Annotated in this window: 15 protein-coding genes; all 15 read right to left on the bottom strand. The window is 71.3% G+C overall.

Annotated elements, in window-relative coordinates; genetic code table 11:
* Positions 1-19: 19 nt before the first annotated feature.
* Positions 20-835 carry an ABC transporter permease gene (locus AB0M29_RS13795; protein WP_365382446.1) on the bottom strand — a complete coding sequence of 272 codons (816 nt, stop codon included), beginning with the start codon at positions 833-835 and terminating at the stop codon, positions 20-22.
* A complete protein-coding gene (locus tag AB0M29_RS13790; protein ID WP_365382445.1) occupies positions 832-1770 on the bottom strand; it encodes an ABC transporter ATP-binding protein in 939 nt (312 codons plus the stop codon). The genes AB0M29_RS13795 and AB0M29_RS13790 overlap by 4 nt, the downstream gene beginning before the upstream one ends.
* Positions 1767-2645: a thiopeptide-type bacteriocin biosynthesis protein gene (locus AB0M29_RS13785; RefSeq protein WP_365382444.1), complete on the bottom strand. Its 879-nt coding sequence runs from the start codon at positions 2643-2645 to the stop codon at positions 1767-1769. The genes AB0M29_RS13790 and AB0M29_RS13785 overlap by 4 nt, the downstream gene beginning before the upstream one ends.
* Positions 2638-5028, bottom strand: a complete 2391-nt coding sequence (locus tag AB0M29_RS13780) for a lantibiotic dehydratase (RefSeq protein WP_365382443.1) — start codon at positions 5026-5028, stop codon at positions 2638-2640. The genes AB0M29_RS13785 and AB0M29_RS13780 overlap by 8 nt, the downstream gene beginning before the upstream one ends.
* Positions 5029-5062: 34 nt before the next feature.
* Positions 5063-6592 (bottom strand): SagB family peptide dehydrogenase, encoded by a 1530-nt coding sequence (locus AB0M29_RS13775; RefSeq protein ID WP_365382442.1) that lies wholly within the window; start codon positions 6590-6592, stop codon positions 5063-5065.
* Complete coding sequence (locus AB0M29_RS13770; RefSeq protein ID WP_365382441.1) at positions 6592-8895, bottom strand: TOMM precursor leader peptide-binding protein; 2304 nt, start codon at positions 8893-8895, stop codon at positions 6592-6594. Before AB0M29_RS13770 ends, AB0M29_RS13775 begins: the two co-directional genes overlap by 1 nt.
* A 13-nt stretch (positions 8896-8908) precedes the next feature.
* Entirely contained in the window at positions 8909-10969 is a 2061-nt protein-coding gene (locus AB0M29_RS13765; protein ID WP_365382440.1) for an ATP-binding cassette domain-containing protein, read from the bottom strand.
* Positions 10966-13170 (bottom strand): ATP-binding cassette domain-containing protein, encoded by a 2205-nt coding sequence (locus AB0M29_RS13760; RefSeq protein WP_365382439.1) that lies wholly within the window; start codon positions 13168-13170, stop codon positions 10966-10968. Before AB0M29_RS13760 ends, AB0M29_RS13765 begins: the two co-directional genes overlap by 4 nt.
* Positions 13167-14432: a cytochrome P450 gene (locus tag AB0M29_RS13755; RefSeq protein WP_365382438.1), complete on the bottom strand. Its 1266-nt coding sequence runs from the start codon at positions 14430-14432 to the stop codon at positions 13167-13169. The genes AB0M29_RS13760 and AB0M29_RS13755 overlap by 4 nt, the downstream gene beginning before the upstream one ends.
* Positions 14433-14502: 70 nt before the next feature.
* Positions 14503-14679, bottom strand: coding sequence for a hypothetical protein (locus AB0M29_RS13750; RefSeq protein ID WP_365382437.1), 177 nt, complete (start codon positions 14677-14679; stop codon positions 14503-14505).
* Between the two features lie 50 nt (positions 14680-14729).
* Positions 14730-14888: a hypothetical protein gene (locus tag AB0M29_RS13745; RefSeq protein ID WP_365382436.1), complete on the bottom strand. Its 159-nt coding sequence runs from the start codon at positions 14886-14888 to the stop codon at positions 14730-14732.
* A 58-nt stretch (positions 14889-14946) separates the two neighbouring features.
* Positions 14947-15108, bottom strand: a complete 162-nt coding sequence (locus AB0M29_RS13740; RefSeq protein WP_365382435.1) for a hypothetical protein — start codon at positions 15106-15108, stop codon at positions 14947-14949.
* Between the two features lie 138 nt (positions 15109-15246).
* The gene (locus tag AB0M29_RS13735) at positions 15247-18102 is read right to left on the bottom strand and encodes an AAA family ATPase (protein WP_365382434.1); all 2856 of its coding nucleotides are present in this window, start codon (positions 18100-18102) and stop codon (positions 15247-15249) included.
* 39 nt (positions 18103-18141) lie between these two features.
* On the bottom strand, positions 18142-20994 hold the full coding sequence (locus AB0M29_RS13730) for an AAA family ATPase (protein ID WP_365382433.1): 2853 nt from the start codon (positions 20992-20994) through the stop codon (positions 18142-18144).
* A 167-nt stretch (positions 20995-21161) separates the two neighbouring features.
* Entirely contained in the window at positions 21162-22943 is a 1782-nt protein-coding gene (locus AB0M29_RS13725) for a protein kinase (RefSeq protein ID WP_365382432.1), read from the bottom strand.
* Positions 22944-22946: the final 3 nt, after the last annotated feature.

Below are 22946 nucleotides of genomic sequence, written 5' to 3'. Positions count from 1 at the left end.
CCTTTGTCTTGGAGTTGACTTACTTTCCCCGCCGGGGGTCCCACCGGAAGTAGCGGCGGCCCAGGAAGACGGCGAGGGCGATCCACACGCACAGCAGGGCGATCGGTTCCGCGCAGGCGCGGAATCCACCGGTGAGGCCGACGGGTGGAAATCCCTGGGCGGCCATGGGGTGGCTGGCGAAATCACGGCCGAGGTACGCCGTCCTGAGGATCTCCACGACGGGACTCGAGGGAAGGTAGGGCGTGAGGTGCCGGCTCCAGTCGGGAAGGCTGGAGAGCGGAACCGCCACGCCGGAGGTCATCATCATGAGGAGGATCACCGGCGTCACGATCCAGGTCGACACCTCTCCGCTCGGCAGCAGCCCCGACACGGCGATGGCGAGCATGGCGAACGTGAGAGTGCCGAGGACGATCCCGAGGAGAAGCAAGGGGATGTTGCGAGGGGCGGGGCTGTGGACCAGTCCCCCTCCGACGACGATCAGCAGCACGACCTGCAGCAGGCTGGGAATGCTGCCGCTCACCGCCTCTCCTGTGAGGATCGCACTGTCGGGCAGCGGAGTTCCGCGGAGCCGTTTGTAGACGAAGCGGTCACGGCGGGCCGCCGCGGAGTTGATGATGTTGTAGACGACCCAGACCATGACGAAGCCGATGAACCCGGGGAGCAGGAACACACCGGCCCCGAAACCCTCGATCATCCCGTTGCCGCGCTGGCTGACGACGAATGCCAGGCTGAGGGCGAGCGGCATCATCGCTCCGGTGAGAGCGAATCCCAGATCACGCCAGTAGACCCGTTGGGACAGGAGCACTTGAGAGAAGGTGAAGCGCATCCAGGTCATGCTCCCGCCTTTCCGGAGGTCGCCACGTCGAGGAAGACGTCTTCCAGTGAGGCGGTCCGGGATTCGATTCTCTGAAACGTCACATTGTTCCGGTCGGCCCAGACCATCAGTCGCAAAAGCGCGGCCTGCGGGGACGTCGTGACCACACTGATTTTTCCGCCGCCCACCTCCACCCGGTGCGCCGGTAGCGGAGGCAGGTCCCCGGCGGTGATCCTGAAACCGGCGGGCAGCCAGAGATGGATACTGGACTCCTCCGCCAGCAACTGGGCGACCGGGCCCTGGCGGACGATTTTCCCGCGGTCCATGATGGCGATGCGATCGGCGAGGAATTCGGCTTCCTCCATGTAGTGCGTGGTGAGCAGTACGGTCACGCCGTCGCCCGCCATGCGCTGGAGGAAGTGCCAGGTGTCCCGGCGTGATTCGGGGTCGAACCCGGTCGTCGGCTCGTCCAGGAAGAGCAGCTTGGGCCTGCCCAGAACAGCCAGGGTCAGATCCAGCCGTCGCCGCTCGCCCCCGGACAGCCGGCCGACCTTCGTCCGGGATCTGGACCGGAGATCGACCAGAGCCATGGCTTCCCCGACGGACACCGCGTTCGGGGTGAAGCGCCGCCACGCCGTGATCGTCTCGGCCACCGTCAGGTTTCCGAAGAATCCGCCTTCCTGCAGCATGATCCCTATCTCGGAGGCGATCGCCGCTCGGGCCGCGTAGGGGTCGACTCCAAAGACGGACACCTGCCCGGAGGACGGTTTCAGATATCCCTCGAGCACGTCGAGCGTCGTGGTCTTTCCGGCACCGTTGGTTCCCAGCAGCGCGAATATCTCTCCCGGGTGGACCTCGAACGAGATGGCGTCCACGGACTTCCTGGAGCCGTGGTCGACCGTGAGGTCGCTGACCTGGATCACCGGACCCCGATGTGGGCCGCTGCGCACGGTCATGCCGCCTGCCCCTTGGTGTCGGTGCGAGCGCGGCCGCCGGTCAGGCGTTCCAGCCAGAGCAGTCGGGCGATCTGCACTTCCTCACCGGGCACGATCCCCAGCCGGTTGTTCATGAGATGGATGTGGTGAAACGCCGTCAGATAGTCGCGGCGCGACCGCTCAGCGGTGTGCACCAGGCGCCAGAAGTCCGCCGTGTAGTGCGTGAGCGCCGGCCCGACGTACGGGTCCTCCAGGGACTCGTCCATCAGGACGCGCAGCCGATGGGCCCGGCGGACGGCCGCCGGGTCCGACGGGTCCAGGACGGGCACGGGTGGCTGCCATGGAGTGTCGGAGCGGGCGCGACCGGACCAGTACCAGGCGTACTGGTGCAGGAAGGAGAGCTGCGCTTCCGGGGGCAACCGGCGGACGAGCAGGTCGGTGTGGGCCGCGCCGACCGTCGTGCGCAGCGGGCGTACCCCAGGGTGGGCGCAGGCCAGCGCCGCCTCGCTGCCGCGCTGCATGATCCGCTCCGCCAGGGCCACACCCTCGGGCCCGCCGAACTTCTCGTACTCGGGCTCGTAGAGGCGTTTGGCCACCATGCGGCTCATCTGACCGGCGGTGGGTCCCGAGTGCGCCCGGAGGTGGTCCAGGGCGACGGCGAACGCCTCGTCGAATACGGTCTCGTAGGCGCTGATGCCGCTCAGCGGTGTGTGCAGCCGCAGCCGCAGGTGCACGCCGAGCGGGTCGACGTACTGCAGGAAGAACCACCGCAGCCCGGGGCGTTCGGCGGTGAGACGGCGCATGGTCGGGGCCACCACCTGCTCGACGAGGGTTCTGATCTCCGGGAGGTCGGCGAGGTAGACGCGGTAGTAGAGCCAGCCGGCGGGTTCAGTCATGACGCACCATCCCGATGAACTCGGTTGCCGTGGGGCTGTCCTGTCCCTCCGGTGCCCAGTGCTCGGTGCTCGCGGGAAGTGCTTCGGCTATGTCGACGGTCACGGAGTCCTCGATCTGGCGGAGCACCGCCCACAGTGAGTGGGGGTGGTCGAATCCCATCCACTGCGGCTTGCGGTACTCGCTGCGTATCTGGGTTGTCTGGGTGAGGAAGACCTCGTCGGGAAGGTGGTGCTGTCGGCGCCAGCTCTCCACCTCGGTGAGGAAGCGCGCGGGCGACTGGCCTCGTACGGGGCGCGGCAGTTGGTGCGCCGCCATGTGCCAGGTCTCCCGGCGCAGCACCACCCTGCCCCGCTGCAGGCGCGGTTGGTGGGGCGAGGGTGAGCTGTCCGGCGGCTGGAGCATCCACGGGTCGCTGAGAGTGGCCAGTACCCGGTCGACGCCGCGGAGTTGGCTGAGGGAGATGGCGCCCAGATACGCGAAGGCGGCGGGCAGACCGTCGTGATCGCGGACCTGGAGGGTGTCGGTGGCCGTGTCGTGCACGAGACGGAAATGCCGCAGATCGTGCGCGTCATGGCCCTCGTCGGCCAGATCGGCTCCCCAGCCGATGCGGGGAATCCCGCGCAGTGTGGGGCGCTGGAACCCGACCCAGTCCGCGTGCGCCGACATCTGGTAGACCCGGCAGCCTGGATGCTGTCCTTCGAACCACGCGGTGAACGCGCTGTCGAGCCGGTCGTGGAGTGCCGGAATGGCGGCCCACCGCGAGAGCAGCCCGGTGAACCCGCAGTGCAGGGTGTTCACGACCGTCAGGTGCTCGCCGCGCTCGACCTGGTTCCACGACCGGGCCGCCACCTGGAAGAACACCGTGTGGGTGGCTCTGCCGACGGTGCCGTGGCCCGCCGCGCCCACGGCGAGCGTCCGCTCCCGCGCCCCGGGCCTCAGGTACCACAGCGGGGAGAAGTCCGTCGTGAGGAGCCGGTAGCAGAAGGTGAGCAGGTCCGCGGAGCCACCGGTGCCGTACCAGTGCGTGAAGCGCTCCAGCATGCGGTCGTAGAGCTCGACCCGGTGGAGTCGTGGGCGCGTCTCCGCGACGGCGCGGTGGAGATCGTCGCGTACGGCCGCGCTCAGTGGCAGGCAGCGTTCCTGTCCGTGGCCGGCCGCGTTGTGCAGCAGCCCGACGTGGGGCAGCCAGTCGGGTGGCCGCCGGTCGAGCGCGCGATAGGCGGCGGTTGTCGCGGAGCGCGCGCGGCGGTCCAGTCCCACCACGTCGTTCGCCTGCGGGTCGCCGTCGAGTTGGGCCTCCACGTCGGCCAGGGCGCGCACGGCGTCCGCGAAGGCCCCAGGGGTCTCGTCGACGACCTCGGCGAAGGCCCGGAAGTGGCGGCCCTGCGACAACGCCCATGGTGTGACCGGGTGCAGAAGGCCCAGGGCCACCCACCGGGCGACCTCGTCCTGGCCGACTCCGAGCACGTCGGCCGCCTTGGCGAGCGAGATCGGATACGGCGGCAGCTTGTCGAGTACCTGGGCGGCCTCGCCGCAGTCCGTGATCTCGTCCTCGCGCAGGAACACCCCGTTGGCCCGCCCGTAGAGCGGCAGGGCGGCGAAGGTGCGGGTACCGAGCCGGCGGGTGCTCGGATTGCGCAGAACGCCCAACCGCGGTGGCGCGTCGGCGTGTTCGACCCAGGCCCGGAGCAGATCGAGCGCCACCGCTCGGTGCGTGGAGACGGCGGCGAGGCTCTTCGTGCCCTCGTCCGCGGACCGCCCTTCCCAGTCCGACAGGCCCACGGTGGTGAGCGTGCCGAACGGGCTGGGCTTGACCGTCCCCCTGGTGAGGTAGGCCGTGGCGCTCCTGGCCAGCTTCGAGTCCCAGGAGGGCGCCGTACCGGCGGGGTGCTTCAGCAGCTCGGCGGTGAAGGCGGGGCTGGCGAGCGCCAGGCCGCCACGGACGATCCTCGGGTCCTTGAGCCGGCTGAGCATGGCCGCCCCGGCGCGCGCGGTCTCGGCCAGGGCCGTCTGCTCCGCCTGTGCCAGGAGTTCGCACCACGCCCTTGCCGCCTCCTGCCAGTCGGCGAGCCGTGCCCGGAGGTCCGCGTCGAGGTGGGGTACGAGCAGCGTGGCGGCGGCCGAAGTGGCCTGGGACAGCCTCAGGTTGTGGATGTCGCGGCGCAGCCGCAGAGCCGCACGGCGCTCCGGGCGGTCGAGGTCGGGTGACGGCACCAGCCGTTCCAGTGCGTTCTCCAGTCCGGTGGCCAGTCCCCGCGCGCGGTCCCGCTCGGCGAGTGCCTCGCGCACCAGCCGCAGGGTCTCGGTGGTGCGCAGCGATTCCAGCGCAGCGACAGGCAGGCCGGCGGCCCGGGAGACGATGAGCGAGGCGCTTTCCGTCACTGCGGTCCTCCTTCGTGTGTGGGTCCGGGCGCTGTCAGGGCAGCAGGTGGCGGGTCTCTCGCTGCCACTGCGGGTCGTTTGCCGGTCGCCAGTCCGCCCAGCCGCGGTCGCTCTCCGGTACCGGGCGGTTGCTCGGGGCGCTGCCGAGGAGGAACTCGCCGACCGAGGACTCCCGCAGCGGGTCGAGGTGGAAGGCCCGCTCGGCCGCCTCGCTGCTCCCGCTGCCCAGGCCGCAGGGGGCCAGGCCCATCGCGGTGGCCACCAGGTACATCGTCTGGTAGAGCACGCCGGCGTGTTTGAGGGTCACCGCGTAGGCGATGGACTGGTACTTCCAGGAGAGCCGCTGGAAGCGGGAGGTCATCGTGATGAGGACGTCCGGCACCGCGATGCCGCCCGTCGAGGTCGAGGCGAAGTCCAGCATCTCCTGCCGCACCACGGCGTCCGAGTTGACCAGGCGCAGCCGATGGCCGAGCGGGTCGTAGTGGTAGACGCCGGGATCGAGCCCCTCGCACCGTCGGACGGTCAGGTAGAGCTCCAGCTCGTAGGCGGCGCCGCCGCACGGGTAGGGACGGGTGCTGGCTTCGTACGGCATGCCGTTGTCGGGGCGGGGTCCGTAGGTGCCCTTGACCCGGGCCACCCGGTAGAGGAACTCACCGATCTGCCGCAGGCTGATCGGCCGCTCACCGTATTCCCGCAGCGACTGGCGGTTCTCCATCACGGCCAGCAACCCCGGGTCGGTCTTCAGGAGTTCCGCCAGCAGCGGCCGGTACAGCTCGACCCCCTCTCCCGGCGGGGCCGGTTTCACCGCCGGAAGGGGGTCGATCCTTCCCCTGTACGGGAATCGGCCGCCGAACGGCTCATCGGTGCGGCCGAACCGGCTGCGGGAGTGGAAGAGCAGGTCGTGGAAGTCCCATTGCCGCACCACGTCGTTCGCGTCGTCCGGGAACGTGACGCCGCTCTCGCCGAGCCGGCCGACGTCCACGAAGCCCGCGCCCGCCAGGTGCCCGACGAGTTCCGCGGCGGCCGGCTCCGGAAGTGCGGGCGAGGCGAGGGACGCCGGGGTGCCGATGCCCGCGAGAGCCGCCATGGCGGCGGCCGCCGCCGGTGCCTTCACCACACAGCGGTGCGCGGCGAGCGGCGACTCCAGGACCAGCACGCCCTCACGCCGCCGCAGCAGGGCGAACTTCGACAGCCGTACGGGTGCGTCCGGTGGTACGTCCACCGGACGGTACGGGCGAGCCGGCGCGGTGGCCTCGATCGAGACGAGTTCCTGCCCGTCGAGGATCAGACCGGTCGCCAGAAGGGGAGCGATGCGCTCCAGGACCCGGGCCAGTCGCTGCTTGTCGCGTGCGGCGAGCCGGGCGTCCAGTCCGTCGTTGGGCACGGCCTGCTCGGCCAGGCCCTTCAGCACGTCGAGAATGCCGCCGGGTACGTTCCTGAGCCGGAACCCGAAGCGGTCGCCGCTGGAGAGCAGCAGGTCGGAGTCCTGGTACCGCAGTCCGACGCCCTGGCGCAGGACGGTGCCGAGCGTGAGGGCGGGGCAGGTGGTCGCGTGGTCGTTCATCACAGGAACATCGCAATCGGGTTGAGGTCGTGCTCGGTCGTCCGGTGGTCGAGCCAGCCCAGCTCCACCGGTACGTCGAAGAGCCGGCCGGGAGCGAAGCGGGGCCAGAAGTGCCGCATGCCCGGAACGATGACGCGGGCGACGGGGAGGCCGATGTCCACCCGCGTCTGGTCGAGGACGAGCATCTCCATTCCCTTGCTCTCGACGATCCGCTGGGCGCGCCGGACGTCGTCGAGCAGATCGTCCGAGGCGACGGCCGGGTAGTCGCCCGCGGTGCGCGCGGGGGCGTCGGAGGGGAGGAGATAGGGCTGGGAGTCCACGGTCGCGGTGCGCCACCAGTCGAGCTGGTCCGGGTCGTTGTAGGCGTAGTGACCGGTGCCGTCGGCCCTCATGGGGATCACCGCGGGCAGGAACTGGTTCATCTCCGACAGGGCCCGGCCGATGGCGATGCGCATGTCGAAATGGCAGCCGAGGGCGAAGAGGATGTCCTGGGCCGGCTTGTCGGTGCGGTACGAGACCGCGACCGCCGACGGAATGCCGAGGTCGTTGGTGACGTCGAGCACCCAGGTGTCCCGGCTCAGGGCGCGGTAGCGCTGCTGCCAGCGGGCGAAGTACGGGTCGTCGAAGGACTCCAGGTCGATCCGGGGCATCCGCAGCCGGTGGTACCACCACATGGCCACCGTGTCCCGCTCGACGAGCTCGAAGAAGCCCTGCAGGATCGCGTCCTCCAGGCTCGTACCCGCGGCGCAGCCGTTCGAGTTGGCGCCCGCGTGGAACGGCAACTCCGTGTTCCGGTAGGCGAAGTACAGCGCGGAGGTCGGCAGATACTTGTGCCGCCGCTCCGTCAGCGACCAGACCGGTGACCACTCCAGCGGCATGGCCGGGTCCAGCTTCTCGCCGACCCAGTGGAAGTGGGACCGGCGGGGATTTCCCTCCAGGCGCTCGGTGAACTGCCGCTCGCTGTACAGGTGTACGGCGTTGGAGTCGATCGCCCGGTCGGGGCCCAGGTCCTGGTAGGAGCTGACGATCCGTGCCTCGTCGCCGTGGAACACTCCGGAGTAGCGCTCGATGGCCTCGCCGAGGGCACTGGCTCGCGCCTGGACGTCGCTGATGCCCTTGCCCGCGCTCGAACTGCGCAGACCGGCACGGAGGTCGGCCGCGTTAGCCATCGGCACGGCGAAGTTCTGGCCGGCCGTGTAGGTGTGCAGACCCTCGACATCGAGGGGCACTTTGACAAGGCTGCTCACCGGTCCGCTGATGGGGCTGATGAAGCGCTGGTAGGCGTCGAGGAACTGCTGGGGATCCTGCGCGCGGTGGCCGCCGTCGCCCGTGGTCGCCTTGGTCCGGCTGACCAGTTCCGGCGCGGAGCGCTGGCGGGCCGCCTGCAGATCGGGGTCGCCGCAGGCCGGGCACTGCGGACGGCGGGTGACCGGATGGTGGTCCAGCGCGAGGGCCACGGTGTCCAGGGAGATCACCCGCGCCGGGGACGGCTCACGGCCGGGCGCGGCAGCGCCGGTACCGACCCCGGCGAGCCACTTGGCGGCCTCCAGCGCGGCCATCCTGGTGGCGACCTTCACGGTGCCCGGCACATCGGCGATCGAGCTCAGCAGCGTCTCGTCCAGCGCTCCCCGCTGGCGCAGGTAGGAGTGCAGCATGTGCTTGTTGACCAGCCGTATCCGCAGGCACTCGTAGCACGCCGTGACCCCCGGCTCGAAGACCGGACCGACCCACAGGACACAGCCGACGGGCTTCACCAGCAGCCACGGGCGGCCCTCTTCCCGCGCCCGGCTGTCGATCTCGGTCAGTTCGGGGCGGAGGTAGTCGTCGGTGAGCACCACGGTCAGCGCCGCACCCCCGGCACCGGTCGGCGCCGCACCCCGGGCCTCGTCGATCGCGATCCCGAACTCGGCGGCCGCTTCGGTGAACCAGTCGCCGCGCACCTCTCCGACCGTCACCAGGTTCACGGTGGCGCCCCGGATCGCGCGAGTCGCCCGATCGCCGTCGGCGCCGAGCAACTCCCAGTAGCCGCCCTCGCGTTCGTCCGTCTCGGGGTCGGCCTCGATGACATGTCCTGCGGACAGGAGCGCGTCGAGCGCCCGCCCGATCCGCCGGGAGCCGAACTCCCCCGCCAGTTCGGACATGATGTCCTCCCGGCTGTGCCGTCCCTGCAGCAGCGGTGCCATCGACTCGATGAGCCGGCCCTCCAGCCGGGTCTGCCGCGGGTGCTCGGCGCTGAGGTACACCGCATCCCCGGGCACCGTGGTGCTGCGGACGTACCTTTTGAACCTGGTGACTTTTCCCATGTGCTTTTCCTCTTCAGATAAGGTTCGAGGCCGCCAGGGCGGCGAAGCGACCGCCGGCGGCGACCAGGCCCTCATACGTTCCGGACTCGACGATCCGTCCCTGGGAAAGGACGACGATGCGGTCGGCTCGCCGGATGGTGGACAGGCGGTGGGCGACGACGATCCGGGTGATCCCCAGCGCGTCGATGGCGGCGCTCACCTGGTCCTGGGTCGCGCTGTCCAGCGCGCTGGTCGCCTCGTCGAGGAGCAGGAACCGCGGTTGCTTCGCGAGAGCCCTGGCGATCAGCAGCCGTTGCATCTGTCCGCCGGAGAAGCCGGTCAGGCCGTCGGTGAGTTGCGTGTCCATTCCCATGGGCAGCGCCCTGATGTCGCCCGCGATACCCGCCAGTTCGGCCGAGCGCCACGCGGTCGCGTCGTCGCGCCGAACGCTGCTGCCCAGGATGATCGAGCGGATGTCGCCCCGGGGGACCTTGCTGTCCTGCGGGACGTAACCGATCTGACCGCGGACCACGTCCAGGTCCAGATCGCGCAGATCGTCACCGTCCAGCAGGACCGCGCCCCGCTCCGGACGGTCGAGACCGAGCAGCAGCCGCAGCAGCGTCGACTTCCCCGAACCGGACTCGCCCACCACGGCGAGGAATTCGCCCGGGTGGACGAACAGGTTCAGGCCGTTCAGCACCGGCTCGGTGGAGTCCGCGTAGCCGAAGGTGACGTGCCGCAGTTCGGCGAATCCGGTCAGCCGTCCCGGCAGCGCCGCGGTCGGCTCGACCTCGGGCGCGGTGGTGAGAATGGGCAGCAGCCGGGCGTGCATCGCCGGCACCCAGAGCAGCGCCTGGAGAACCACGGGAAGGCGGATCAGTACCAGGTTGAGCTGGACCGCCGCGAAGGACGCCGCCCAGATCGCCTGGCCGCCGATCCCGCGGGCCGCGATCAGCGGCAGCAGCGCCGACAGGAACAGCGGAAGTGCCGCCGAGATGAGCGCCATCGAGAGCTCCGCATAGCGCAGCCCCGCGTCGTCCTCGCGCTTCTGGCGTGAGTAGATCTTCCACCAGCGCGCGAACACGAGGTCCTGGGCACCGTACACACGGACTTCGTCGATCCCCAGGAGTGCGGGGTAGACCGTGGACTGCACGCTCTCCACGGCGTCGTACACCTCGAGATCGTGCTTGTGCTGTCTCCAGGAGAGCCAACTCACCACCGCCAGCAGCGTGATGGCGATCCCCATGGCGACCAGGCCGAGCACCACGTCGACGATGCTGAGCAGCGCGACGGCCAGCGCCGCGAAGACCACGTTGACGAGGGCGTCGAGACCGGACGAGCCGAGCATGCCCCGCAGCCGGCCGACACCGGACGCGTGGTTGAAGAGCCTGCTGGTGGAGTGCCGCCGGAAGAAGGACAGGGGGAGGTGCAACAGGCGGTCCCACACCGCCGGTTCGAGCCCGGCCTGCAGTCCGGTCTGTACGGTCGCGACACAGCGGTCGCGGAAGCCGCCCAGCAGCCAGCCGAGCGGAACGGTGGAGATGACCGCCAGGCACAGCCAGGGCACCCTGCCGTCCTGCTGCAGAAGCAGTGCCATGACCAGGAACAGGGAGACCACGGGTACGGCGAAGGACAGCGCCGACACCAGCAGGCCGGTCACCACCGTGCCGGTCATCGCCGGGCCGGAACCGCGCAGGGCGAAGGGGAGCAGCCGCCATCCGCGCAGTCCCTCCGACGGCAGCCGCCGCTCCATCACCCAGGCGTGGCGGTCGAGTTGGTCGATGTCCGCCTGGGCCAGGGCGCGGGTCGGGGCGCCGGACGTGGGCGCGCTGATCGTCCAGCCCCGGCGGGAGGCGAGCAGCACCATGGCCTCTCCGCGGCGCACCGCGACGATGGGCATCCGCGGCAGGCTGTCCAGCGACTCGCGCAGCACGGCGTGGCGTGCGCGGATGCCGGCCCGGGCCGCCGCCATGGCGATCGGGTCCGTGTCGGAGGGCGGTTCGGTGGGGACCTCCGCACCTGGCACCCCGAGCACCGGCAGCACCTGCCGGAGCGCGGCCCGGCACGAGGGCCAGTCGAGGACTGTCGCGGTCATCGGGCAGCTCCCAGCAGGGCACGGTAGTGCCCGGATTCCGCGGACAGGCGGCTGTGGGTGCCCACCTGCACGGTGGAACCGCCGTCCAGCACCAGGATCAGATCGTCGGCGGACACGGAGTCCAGCCGGTGCGCGATCATGAGGGTGGTCAGCCCCGACTGCCGCAGGTTGCCGTCGATCCTGGCCTCGAGCGGGCCTTCCACCGCGCTCATGGCCTCGTCGAGGACGAGCAGACCGGGCCGGCGGCACAGTGCTCGGGCCAGCGCCAGCCGCTGGCGCTCACCACCGGAGAAGTTCTGGCCGTTCGCCTCGACCCTGGCCCCCCAGGCCCCGCCGCGCCGGGCGACCACCCCGTCCAGGCAGGCGGTCGCCAGCGCCTCCTCGATCATCAGCTCGTCGACCTCGGTGCCGCCGAACCTGACGTTCTCCGCGACGGTCCCCTCGAAGAGCACCGGGTGCTGGCTCACATATCCGACCGTTCCCGGCGGGTACGAGTCCAGCGGACGGCCGTCCAGGGCGATCTCGCCCGCCCAGGGCCGTACACAACCGGCCACCAGCCGTGCCAGGGTGGACTTCCCGCTTCCGGTGGTACCGACGACGACCAGCCGTTCGCCCGGTTCCAGCAGAGCGCTGAACCCCTTGAGCAGCGGCGGTTGGTTGCTGTCGTAGCCGAACGCGACACCGGAGATCTCCAGGCGCCCGGCCCGGTGCGTACGCGCGGCGACCGCACGGGCCTCGCGCACCGGGTGGGGCGTGGCGTCCGGCCGGGAGAGCGCCGCGGCCGGGCCGACGACATCGCGGAAGGACGCGAGGCTGCTGCGCAGGCCGCTGACCGCCAGTCCGCTGCGGGCCGTTGTCCCGGAAGCCGCCTGGAACGCGCCGACCAGGGTGATCACGGAGATCAGGTCGGGGAACGACAGGCTGCAGTGGCCCGCGGCGAGCCCGCCCCAGACCACTACGGCGACGGAGGCGGCCGAGTCCACGGCGGTGACCGCGGCCATCATGCGCTGAGCCGACACCATCGACTCATGGGCGAGCGTGGTGCCTCTGGCGTGCGCCTGGCCCCAGCGGTCGAGCAGCCGCCTGATGCTTCCCTCCGCCTTGAGGGTCTCGATCATGTTGAGGCCGCTGATCACCTCGCCGTCCCGTACGGCCTGTTCGGCCAGCAGCCGTCCCTGCCGGTAGGACTCCTCCGTGGTGATCCGGCGCAGCAGCACGAACGACATCGCCGTACCCGACGCCGCCAACAGCGCCGCCACAGGTGCCAGGACGACCAGCACGGTGAGCAGGACGGTCATGCTGATGCCACCGACGAGCGCCGGGACGGCCGTTCCGGTCAGCTGGTTGGCGATGGTGTCCGAGATCTGCACCCGTGCGGCGACACCGCCGATGAAGCGCCGGTCGAAGAAGGCGGACGGAAGGTGCAGCAGTGTCCGCATGAACGACCGTGAGCGGTCCGCGGACAGTCCGCGCAGCAGCGCGGACTGCAGCCGCTGCTGGCCCCAACTGGCGAGCAGCACACCGAGCGTGGCACCGGCCATGGCCGTCATCAGCCGGTGCGCCCCGGAGACGTCGGCGACGTCCAGCTTCATCACGACGGCTCGCATGAGCAGCGTCGCACCCACCGTCAGGACGGCGGACAGCGCGCCCGCGACCACCGCACCGGTCATCAGTCCCCACCGGGAGCGCACCCATGCCGCGACCTCGCGGGCGAACGGGTCCCGCCGGCCGCCGGGTACGAAGTCCGGGGCGGGCACGAAGGTCAGCGCGATGCCGCTGAAGCGCGTACGGAACTCCGCCAGGGCCATCCGGCACCGGCCGCCGGCCGGATCGTTGAGGACGAACCATCCGTCCTGCGTGACCTCGTCCAGCACCATGAAGTGGTTGCCGTCGACGAACAGGATCGCCGGTGTGCTGAGCGACCGCATCGCCCGGATGTCGGTCCGGTCGTCGCCGGACAGCCGGATGCGCCTGCCCCGGCCGGCCAGTCCGTAGTGCGCCGCGGTCCGCCCGAGGACCGCCGCCGTGAGGCCGTCGCGGCCGCCGCCCGACTCGCGCTGCAACTCCTCGAGTTCCACGTGCCGTCCGAACCAGCCGAGGACCGCGACGAGGCACGCGGCGCCGCAGTCCGCCTCCTCCACCTGGCGCACATGCCTGGTCCGCACCGGCCGGTTCCGGCCGAACCGCCGCAGCAGCCTCATGACATCCCTCGGGAGAGTTCTCGCCGTGGCACCGCGGTGTCGGGACCGAAGCGCAGCCGGAGTTCGGCCGGGCTGTTGAAGGCCAACTCGTTTCTCCACACCAGGGGTTCGGTCCGCGCCAGTGCCACATCGGTACCGGCCAGCTTCCGCAGCACCAGTTCGCCCTGCATCAGGCCGAGTCGGGCGCCGAGGCAGTAGTGGCGGCCGTGGCCGAAGGTCATCGATGTGCTCTGCACCCGGTCCCACCGGAATTCCAGCGGGTCCTCGAACCGGCGCGGGTCGAGGTTGGCGGCCGCGTAGGCCAGCATCACGACATCGCCCTCGCGGACGGTCCGGGCGCCGAACGCCACGTCCTCGCGGGCCGTCCGGACACCGATCGCGGCAGGGGCCAGCAGCCGGACGGACTCCTCGAAGGCCGCCCCCGCGCGGTCCGGGTCCGCGACGACCCGCCGCCACTCCTGCGGCCGACCGAGCAGGCCGACAAGTGAGTTGGCCAGGGCGCTGGTCACGGTGTCCACGCCGGTCATGAACAGCAGGAGCACCAGGTTCACGACCTCCTCGTGGCTCACCTGCCGGGCGTCCTTGGCGGCGGCGAGCCGGGAGATGACGTCCGGGCCCCTGCTCTTCTCCCGCCTGCGGACGACCTCGTCCACATAGGACCGCAGAGCCCGGAACTGCTCGATGGAGATCGGGTCCATGGGCGTCGCCGCCCCGAAGTAGGCCGCGCCGAGCTGCGCGAGCATGCCCCGCGCCCAGCCCGTCACGCTCGGCCAGTCCTCCTCCGGCAGATCGAGGAGCGCCGCCGTGACCAGGGAGGGCAGGGGTACGGCCACCTGGGAGACGAACTCACCGCCGCCGTCGGCGACGAGCGGGGCGAGCAGCTCGTCGATGAGAGCGGCGGTCCGCTCACGCAGCCGCTCGAGGGAGAGGGAGGTGAACCCGCCGGCGAGCACGCCCCGCAGCCGCCGGTGGTCATCGGGCGGCTGGAAGGTCAGGGACTGCGTGAAGAAATCGACGAAGTCCGCGTTGTTCTCCCGGGAATGCTCGGGAAACGTCGGCCGTACGGTGGCGAACCCCTTGTGGTTCGAGATCTTCGTCACCAGGTCGTGGCGGGACACCACCCACATTCCGTTGGCGCCCGGGAAACGCACGACCGGTGCCTCGCGAACCAACCGGGCGAAGAGGTCCGTACTGTCCTCCGCCCAGCCTTCTCGCAATACGAGCCAGCGCAGGAGTTGACTGGTGATTTTCGTTGTTGCCATCTCAATGCTCCCCAATGTGGTTCGGTACTGGCAGGCAGGTCCGCCAGTACCGAACCCGGGTTCACCACTTCTAGGTGAAGCAGCCCCATGTGCCGGCGGTGCCGGGACAACTCATCGTGCCCGCGGTGCCGAAGCAGTTGCCGGTCGAGGCACCGACCTCCGCCAGTTCCTCGATAGCGATTTCGTCAACCTCGAGGGTGTCGATCTCCGGCGCCCGGAGGGCCGTCGTCGAGTCAGTTCCGCTCAAGTTGATCACCTCCTCTCAAGATGTATGTGGTGGGCAGGGGGCGTTCCGTGTCAGCTCGAGCTGAGACAGGCTGCCGTCGAGGCCGTGGAAGGACAGCCGAAGGTGGCGGCGGTGGAGAAGCACCCACCGTCCTGGGCGCCGGCCTCGGTCAGTTCCTCGATGCAGACGTCCTCGACGATGTCGAATTCGGTGACGGGGTTCTCGTTCATTTTTCACCTCGTTTCAGTGGACAGAAGTGGGGTGGGACAAACGAAGTGCCGGCCGGCGTCAGCCGGTGAAGCAGAACGCGGTGCCGAGAGTGGCCGGGCAGCTGGCAGTGCCGACACAGCCGCCACAGTTCGTGGTCAGGGGCGACGCCGCACCCGCCACGTCGTCGAGTTCCTCGATCGCGATGTCGTCGAACTCGTCGACGATGTCAACGTTCTCCATGTTTTTCACCTCCCCGCGATATGTAGTTGTGTCAGAGCGACGGACTTCCCCTGTATCGGAAACTCAGGAGCGGAATGCCGACCGGGGAGACACCATTATCTCGGCGGGGGGTGCGGTCACCGCATCAGTAATTGCTACTCAACTGCTCGGCTCGAGGCACGACGGCGTGAGGGCGTCGGCGAGTTGGGTGCGATTGGGAATGCCGAGTTTGCGGTAGACGCTGCTGAGGTGGACCTCGACGGTCTTGGGGGTGATGTACAGCCGCTGGGCGACCTGGCGGTTCGTGGCGCCGCCGGCGGCGAGTTCGGCGACTCGGCGTTCGCTGGGGGTGAGCGCCTCGGCCCCGGTCGCCGCGCCGCGGCCCGGTCGTCCGCCGGCGGCGGCCAGCTCGGTACGGGCCCGGTCGGCGAGCGGGGCCGCTCCGCAGCATGCGGCCAGGTCCAGGGCCTCCCGCAGCAACGGCCGGGACTTCGCTCGCTGTCCGGTGCGGCGCAGGGCGGCGCCGAGTACGGTCAGTGCCTTCGCGTACTCCAGCCGCGCCGGGGAGTCCTCCAGCACCGCCGCCGCCTCCTGGAACAGCGGCAGGCCCGCCTCTCCCCCGGCGACCAGGCCGCTGACGCGCAGCGCTCGGCCGAGGGCCCGGGGCGCGCCCCACCGGCGGGCCAGTTCCAGTTCCTCGGCGGCCACCCGGCGCGCCTCGTCGGTCTGGCCGAGGGCGTCGAGTGCCAGGGCGGCCTCGGTACGCCACGCCGCCATGGCCGGGTTCACGAAGCCGAACGCGTCCCAGACCCGGCCTGCGGCGCGGGCGGCTCTCAGGGCCGCCGCGTCCTGACGGCGCAGGCGCAGCAGCCGGGCGTAGGAGTCCAGGGCGAAGTAGGCCGGTCCCGGCGGGCGGGACGCGGCGGAGACGCCGATCGACCGCAGGACCTCTTCGGCCTCGTCCAGGCGGCCCTGTTCCATCAGCGAGTCGGCCAGATACACGTCGGCGAAGAGGCGGTTGACCTCGATGCGGGCGATCGCGGCCAGCTGGCGCGATTCCCTGGCATCGCTCTCGGCCTCGGCGAGTTGGCCGCGCCACAGCCAGCCCAGCGCCCGGAACGCGTAGTACGGCACGATGCCGGCCGTGCCCCGGAGGCGCTCGTGCCGGACCGCGGAGTCCAGGCTGTCCATCACCGTGGTCTCGTCGTCGGCGGTCAGCAGGGCCATCCATCCGGCGGGAAGCGCGCCTTCGAGGCTGGCTTCCCGTACGAGATCCCCTCCCGCCAGGGCGCGCCGGGCCCGGGCCACGCCGGCCGGGTCGCAGACGACCATGTCGAAACTGGCGAGGGCACAGTCCAGCAGCCGGCCGCCGACGGAGTCGTGCGGAGGCAGTGCGCGCAGTCCGGGAAGCAGCCGTGTGACGTCGTCCTGGCCCGGGGCGACGAGCGCGCCGTCCAGGAGGGCCGCCTCGATCCGGCGTCTGCGGTCGACCTGGGCGTCGTCGAGCCGCTCCAGGGCGTCCGTCCAGACGACGACACCGCGGTGGAGGTCCAGCAGCCAGAGATAGGCGGTGCCCAACTGCAGGGCGAGGTCCGCGCGTTGGAGCGGGTCCACGGTCTGGTCCAGTGCCTCCTGGAGGTGCTCCGCGGCGAGCTTCAGGTCGACCAGGAAGGCGGTCTGTCCGGCTTCGACGAGCACCTCACGGCGCTGGTCGCCGGGGGGTGGTTCGGCGAGAGCGCGGCGAAGGTAGGTGTAGGCGTTGCCGGGGGCGCCGCGCCGCGTCGAGGAGACCGCGGCCGCGCGCAGTGTGCCGACCGTGCCGGGGTCGGCGGCGGGCGGCGTGTGCAGCAGGTGGGCGGCGATGCGTTCGGGGTCGGCGCCGGCGGTGGTGAGCAGGTGCGCGGCGCGGTGGTGTGCCCGGACCAGGTAGGCGTAGCCGATGCCGTCGTGGACGGCGGCCCGTACCAGGGGGTGCACGAAGGACAGCAGGGTACGGGCCTGGTCGTGGCGGACGCGCAGGATCTCCAGCCGTTCCAGGGCGGCGATGCCGCGCAGGGCGACGGCCGTGTCCTGCCCCGCGAGAGCGGCGGCGGCGGTCAGGTCCGCGCGGTCGCCGAGGATCGCCACCGCCCGGGCCAGTGTCACCGCGGTCCCGGGAAGGCGGGCCAGGCGGGTCTCCACCAGGCGGGTGACCGCGCGAGGGCCGAGGTCGGTCACCCGGGCGGCGTTCCCGGCGTCGGCCGCCATCTCCTCGGCGATGAGGGTGCGGGCGAGTTCGCGCAGGAGCAGCGGGTTCCCGCCGCTTGCCCGGTGGCAGGCGAGGGCGAAGGCCGGGTCGACCCCGGCGGGCAGCGCCGCTTCCAGCAGCCGCGTGGTGGCCTGGGCGGTCAGTGGGTGCGGACGCAGCACTCGTGTCTCCGGGGCGGTGGTGAACTGCTGCAGCAGGCGTTCGTCGGTGGCGGGTTCGCCGCTGCGCAGTGCGGTGGCGACGAGCAGGCCCAGGTCCGCGATGCGGGGCTGGAGGTAGGCGAGGTAGCGCAAGGAGGGGGCGTCGCACCATTGCAGGTCGTCCACCACCAGCACCAGCCGGTGGGACTGGCTGGCGTTGGCGGTCAGCCAGTACAGGCCGTGCAGCACCGCGAAGTCGCCGGCCGGCCCCGCCGCGGAACCGCTGGTGCCGGTCGGTGTGAACACGTCCCGGGCCTGTGCGGCGGGGCCCTGCCACAGCTCCTCCAGGGCAGCCGGGTCCGCGGCGGCCAGCAGCGGCTCGAACAGCTGCTGCACCACCCCGAAGGCGAAGTCGCGCTCCATCTCCGACGCCCGCGCCCGGCCCAGCGCCAGCCCCGCCTCGGACGCCTTCGCCCGCACCTCGGCCAGCAGCCGGGTCTTGCCGATCCCCGCGGGCCCCTCCACGAGCAGCAGCCCCCCGGCGCCGTGCCCGACGTCCGCGACCGACTCCCCGATCGCCGCGCACTCCTCCCCCCGCTCGAACAGCCCCGACGCCGCGTCCGCCATGCCTAAGTCACTCTCTGTCACACGCTGGTGGGCATATGGTCACGTCATCTCCTCCACCAGCGGCGTCAGTTCACGCTCGATCTGTGCGCGCCGCGTGATGTTGAGCTTGCGGTAGACGTTGGTGAGGTGCACTTCGACCGTCTTGATGGTGATGAAGAGCCGTTGGGCGATGTCCCGGTTGGTGCATCCCTCGGCGGCCAGATCCGCGACACGCCGCTCGCTGGGGGTGAGCGCCTTGGGCCCGGTCAGGTCGATGCGCCGCGGGCGGGCTCCGGTCATCCTGAGCTCCGTCATCGCCTGTTGCACCAAGGGGGCGGCGCCGCACGCCTGGGCGAGGTCGGCCCCCTTGCGCAGCTGCTCCTGGGCCTGACCGCGCTGTCCCGCCCTGCGGACCGCGGCACCGAGATCGATCAGCGCGTGGGCGTACTCCAGACGCGCCGGGGACCCGTCCAGTACGGCGACGGCCTCGGTCAGCGTCGCCAGACCGTCCTGACCGCCTTGGACGAGACCGGTGACGCGCAGCGCCCGTCCCAGGGCGCGGGGCGCGCCCCACTGCCGGGCGAGGGCCAGCTCCTCCTCCGCGTAGCCGCGTGCCTCCTCGACTCGGTCCAGTGCCAGCAGGTTCAGGGCGGCCTCGGAGCGCCAGGGCAGCACCGCCGGGTTCAATCCACCGTGCGCCGCGAAGCGTTGCCCGGCCTTCCGTGCGGTCGTCAGCGCGTGCTCGTACTCGCCCTGCAAGCGCTGCAGCCGGGCCTGGGCGCCGAGGAAGAGGAACAACTGACCGGGATCCGTCATGGGGTCGTCCACGTCGGCCCAGCGCAGTGCGTCGGCGGCCTGGGAGAGTTCGCCCCGCCACATGCCTTGCTCGGCGCGCACGAAACTGTTGAAGGGGCGTCCCACCCTGATGTTCGCCGCGTCGATGGCGCGCATGGCCTGGTACGAGTCGGCCTCCGCCTCGGCGAGTTGGCCACGCCAGAGCCATGCCAGGCCCCTGTAGTCGTACGCGGGGGCCAGAGTGCGCACCGATCCCCTGCGATGTGCCCAGGCCACCGCTTCGTTGAGGTGGTCCATGACCTCGTTCCGGTCGGCCGCGAGAAGGGTCCACCACACTCCGACCAGCGCTGGTTCCCCCCCGGGCACATTGGCCAGTTGGTCTTCGCCGGCCCGCTGGGCGAAGGCGAGTGCCTCGGGATCGCCCTGGCAGGTCCGGATGAACCCGAGCATGCCCTCCAGCGTTCGCCCGCCCGGACTCGGGTGCGGGGTCCACCGGGCCGCTTCGTCGGCGTAGGCCATCAGGTCCGGACGGTGCGGGGCGACGATCGACACCGAGAGCGTCGCCGCCGCGATCAGGCGCCTGCTCTCCTCGGTGTCGGCCTCGCGGGCCGCGGCTTCGTAGACCTCGGAGGCTTCCTCGGTGCGCAGCAGGTAGGTCAGCGCTCCGCCCAACGCCAGGCTGAGCTGGGTCCGTTGCAGCGGATCGGCGGACATCGCGAGGGCCTGCCGCAGGGGGGCGACCGCCGCGTCCGTGTTGATCATCAACGCGCTGGTACCCGCGGTGACCAGGACGTCGATCAACTCCTCCCGCGGCGGCGGCTCTTCGAGGCACCGGCGCAGGTAGATGCTGGCGCTGTCCGGTGAGCCGCGGGCGAGCGCGTCGTCCGCGGCGGCACGCAGCACCGTCACGGTGCGGGGGTCCGCGCCGGGGTGGATGTGCAGGAGGTGGGCGGCGATGTGCTGCGGTGCGGCCTTGGCGTCGCCGAGAATGTCGGCGGCGCGCGCGTGCGCGTCCATCCGCGTCGCGGCGTCGAGGTCGGCGTAGACCGTGGCGCGGATCAGCGGATGGCAGAAGGCCAGCGGCTCGGTCCCGGGAAGCATGCCGTCCGGGACGCCGGGGGCCGACGGGGCCAGGATGGTGACGCGCTGCAACTCGCGTGCGGCGTCCGCCGCCGCCATGACGGACAGCCCGGCGTGCGCGGCGGCGTGCTGCAGTTCGGCGCCGTCGCCCAGTACCGCCACCGACCGGGCGAGCCGCACATGACCGGGGGTGAGCTCGTGCAGCCGTACCCCCACGTACCGGGAGACGGCCTTGGGGCCCAGCTCCAGGATCTTGGCGGCGTTGCCGGCGACGGGCTCGATACCCTCGGCGCGCACCAGCTGGATCAACTGCCGCAGCAGCAGCGGATTGCCCGCGGTCGCGTCGTGGCACGCGCTCACGAAGTCCTCATCGGTACGCGTCCCCGGCCCCAGCGCGTCGTTGACCAACTCGGTCGCGGCCTCGCGGCTGAGCGCGCGCGGCCGCAGGGACACGGTGGAGGGGTCGGTGCTCATCATCCGCAGCAGCGGCGTCTCCTCCTCCCGCGCCCATGGGCGGGACGCGGCGACCGCCGCGATGGGCAGCACCTCCAGCCGGTGCAGGAGATACGTCACGAACCTCAGCGAGGGCGCGTCCGCCCACTGCAGGTCGTCCACCATCAACAGCAGCGGGGTGTGCTGCGCCATGTTCGCCGCCAGCCAGTACAGCCCGTGCAGCGTCGCGAAGTCACCAGGGGGCACCTGCGAGGTCACCGAGCCCAGCACCGAGCGGGCCGGTTCGGCGGCGCCGGACAGCCACTCCTCGCGCTCACCGTCCGAAGCCTCGCCCAGGGCCGGTTCGAACAACTGCCGCACCACGCCGTAGGCGAACTCGCGCTCCATCTCCGATCCCCGCCCGGCCAGGACCCGGGTGCCGACCGCCGCCGCGACCTCCCGCGCCTCCTCCAGAAGGCGGGTCTTACCGACCCCCGCCGGCCCTTCGACCAGCACGAATCCCCCGGCGCCGGCCCGCGCCGCCTGGACCCGCTCGGTGAGTACACCGAGCTCCCGTTCGCGTTCCAGCAAAGCACGCGTGGCCATGCGTCCAGTCTCCCGCTACCCCTGAGAATCAGATAGCCGTGCGTCTATTCTCCCACTTTCAAACATTCTTTCGACTGCGCGTACACACGGAGTGAGCATCGGTACTTCCTTGTGGTCGAGGATCACGGAGCCGGCTCGCGTACGAGTCCGTCAGCAGGGACGCGTGGTCAACGCGGCGGGTCGCACGAGAGGGCGTCGCGTACCTGGTAGGAGGCGTTGCCGCGGGCGGCCGGCGGACTGGTCGAGACGCTCACACCCCACCAGGCGCCACCGTCGAAGTAATGTCCGGCCGGAACGGACACCTGGCTCCGCCCCCGGGGCAGCGCGAACGTCTGCGTCACCTCGACGGTGCTGGTGGTCAGTTCGGGGTCGTCGGCGTGGAACCAGCTCACGGTCACGGAGCCGTCGGCCGCGGCGTTGGTACGGGCGGTGATCACCGCGCTGGCCTGCCGGCCCGTGCAGCTGAACGTGTCGATCGTGACGGACCGCACGTCGAGCGGCGCGGACGACGAGGTGGTGGTCGGCACTCCGGTGCCACCGGGACTCCCCGTCCCCGAGCCCGTCGGCACCGGGGCGGGCGCGACACCCGAGGTCACGGTGCTGCCCGGCGTACGGGTCGGCGCGCCGGTGGGAACCGCGCGGGAGCCCCTGCGGCCGGTGGAGGCGGTGGAACCGGGGGAAGGTGTGGCATCGGCGGAGCCGGAGGGCTCGGGGAAGGCCGTCGTGCCCTCAGGGCTCGCGGCGGCGGACGGCCCCGCCGGGGAGGTCGCGGGCATCGGTGCCGCCGTGCCCCCGCCCTGGTGCCCGCTGGGCCACGCGGCGGCCGCCACGACGACGCCGAGCACCACGGCTACCGCGGCCGCCGCGGCCGGCTTCCGCGCCCTCCTGGCCAGGGACGTACGGGCCGAGGCGGTACCGGCCAGGGACGCGCCGGTCATGGCGGTGCCGACCGCGGACGCACCGACCGCGGAGGCACCGGCCCCGGGCGCACCGGCCATGGAGGTGCCGGCCGGAGACGTGCTTGCCGAGACCGCGCTCGTCGAAGCGGTCGTGGCCGCTGCCGGGAACAACCACGGCAGGAGGGCCGCCAGGGCGACCAGCGCGACCTGCCCGCGACGCTCCCAGTCGGTGCCGTAGCGCGCGACCGCGACCGCCTCGACCTCGGCCAGGAACGCCGCCGCGGTCGTCGGGCGGTCGCCGGGGGTCTTGGCCAGACCCCGGCGGATCAACGACCGTACCGACTCGGGAGCGAGCGCGTCGGGTATCGGTGCCTCGATGTGCTGCACCCCCAACTCCATGGCGCTCACACCGCTGTACGGCCGCATCCCGGTCAGGGACTCGAAGAACGTGGCGGTCGCCGCGTACACGTCCGTGGCCGGTGTGGCGACGGAGCCCCGCCACTGTTCGGGCGCCATGTAGGACGGCGTGCCGGCCGCGTCCGGCGTACTGCCCGACCGCACCGCGATGCCGAAGTCCACGAGCATCGAGGCGCCCTCGGCGGTGACAAGGACGTTGTCCGGCTTGTAGTCGCGATGCACCATCCCGGCGTCGTGTGCCGCCGCCAGCCCCAGCAACGAGCCTTTGAGCACAAGCAGCGCGGCCTCGGGGGCGATGGCGCCCTGTTGCTCCAGCACGGCCCGCAGCGGAATGCCCTCGACCAGCTCCATGACGATGGCGACGCCCGCGGTGTCCTCGACGTACTCGTACATCCGCACCACATGCGGCGACCGCAGTTCGGACAGCAGTTGGGCCTCGGACCGGAAGACGGCCCGGAATCCGCGGTCCGCCCGCAGCCGCTCCGCGAGGTACTTGATGGCGACCGCACGCCCGGTGGCTGTGTGCCGCGCCCGGACGACCCGCCCGCTCGCGCCCGTCCCGAGCTCCGCCTCGTCCAGGTAACCGGGTACGACCCATGTCGTCGGGACGGCGTTGGTGGTGCCATGGTGCATCTC

Source organism: Streptomyces sp. NPDC051976 (assembly GCF_040680795.1).
In the GTDB taxonomy this organism is placed as follows: Bacteria; Actinomycetota; Actinomycetes; order Streptomycetales; family Streptomycetaceae; genus Actinacidiphila.
The sequence above is the reverse complement of the archived record's forward strand: the minus strand, read 5'-3'. Positions and strand labels throughout refer to the sequence as shown.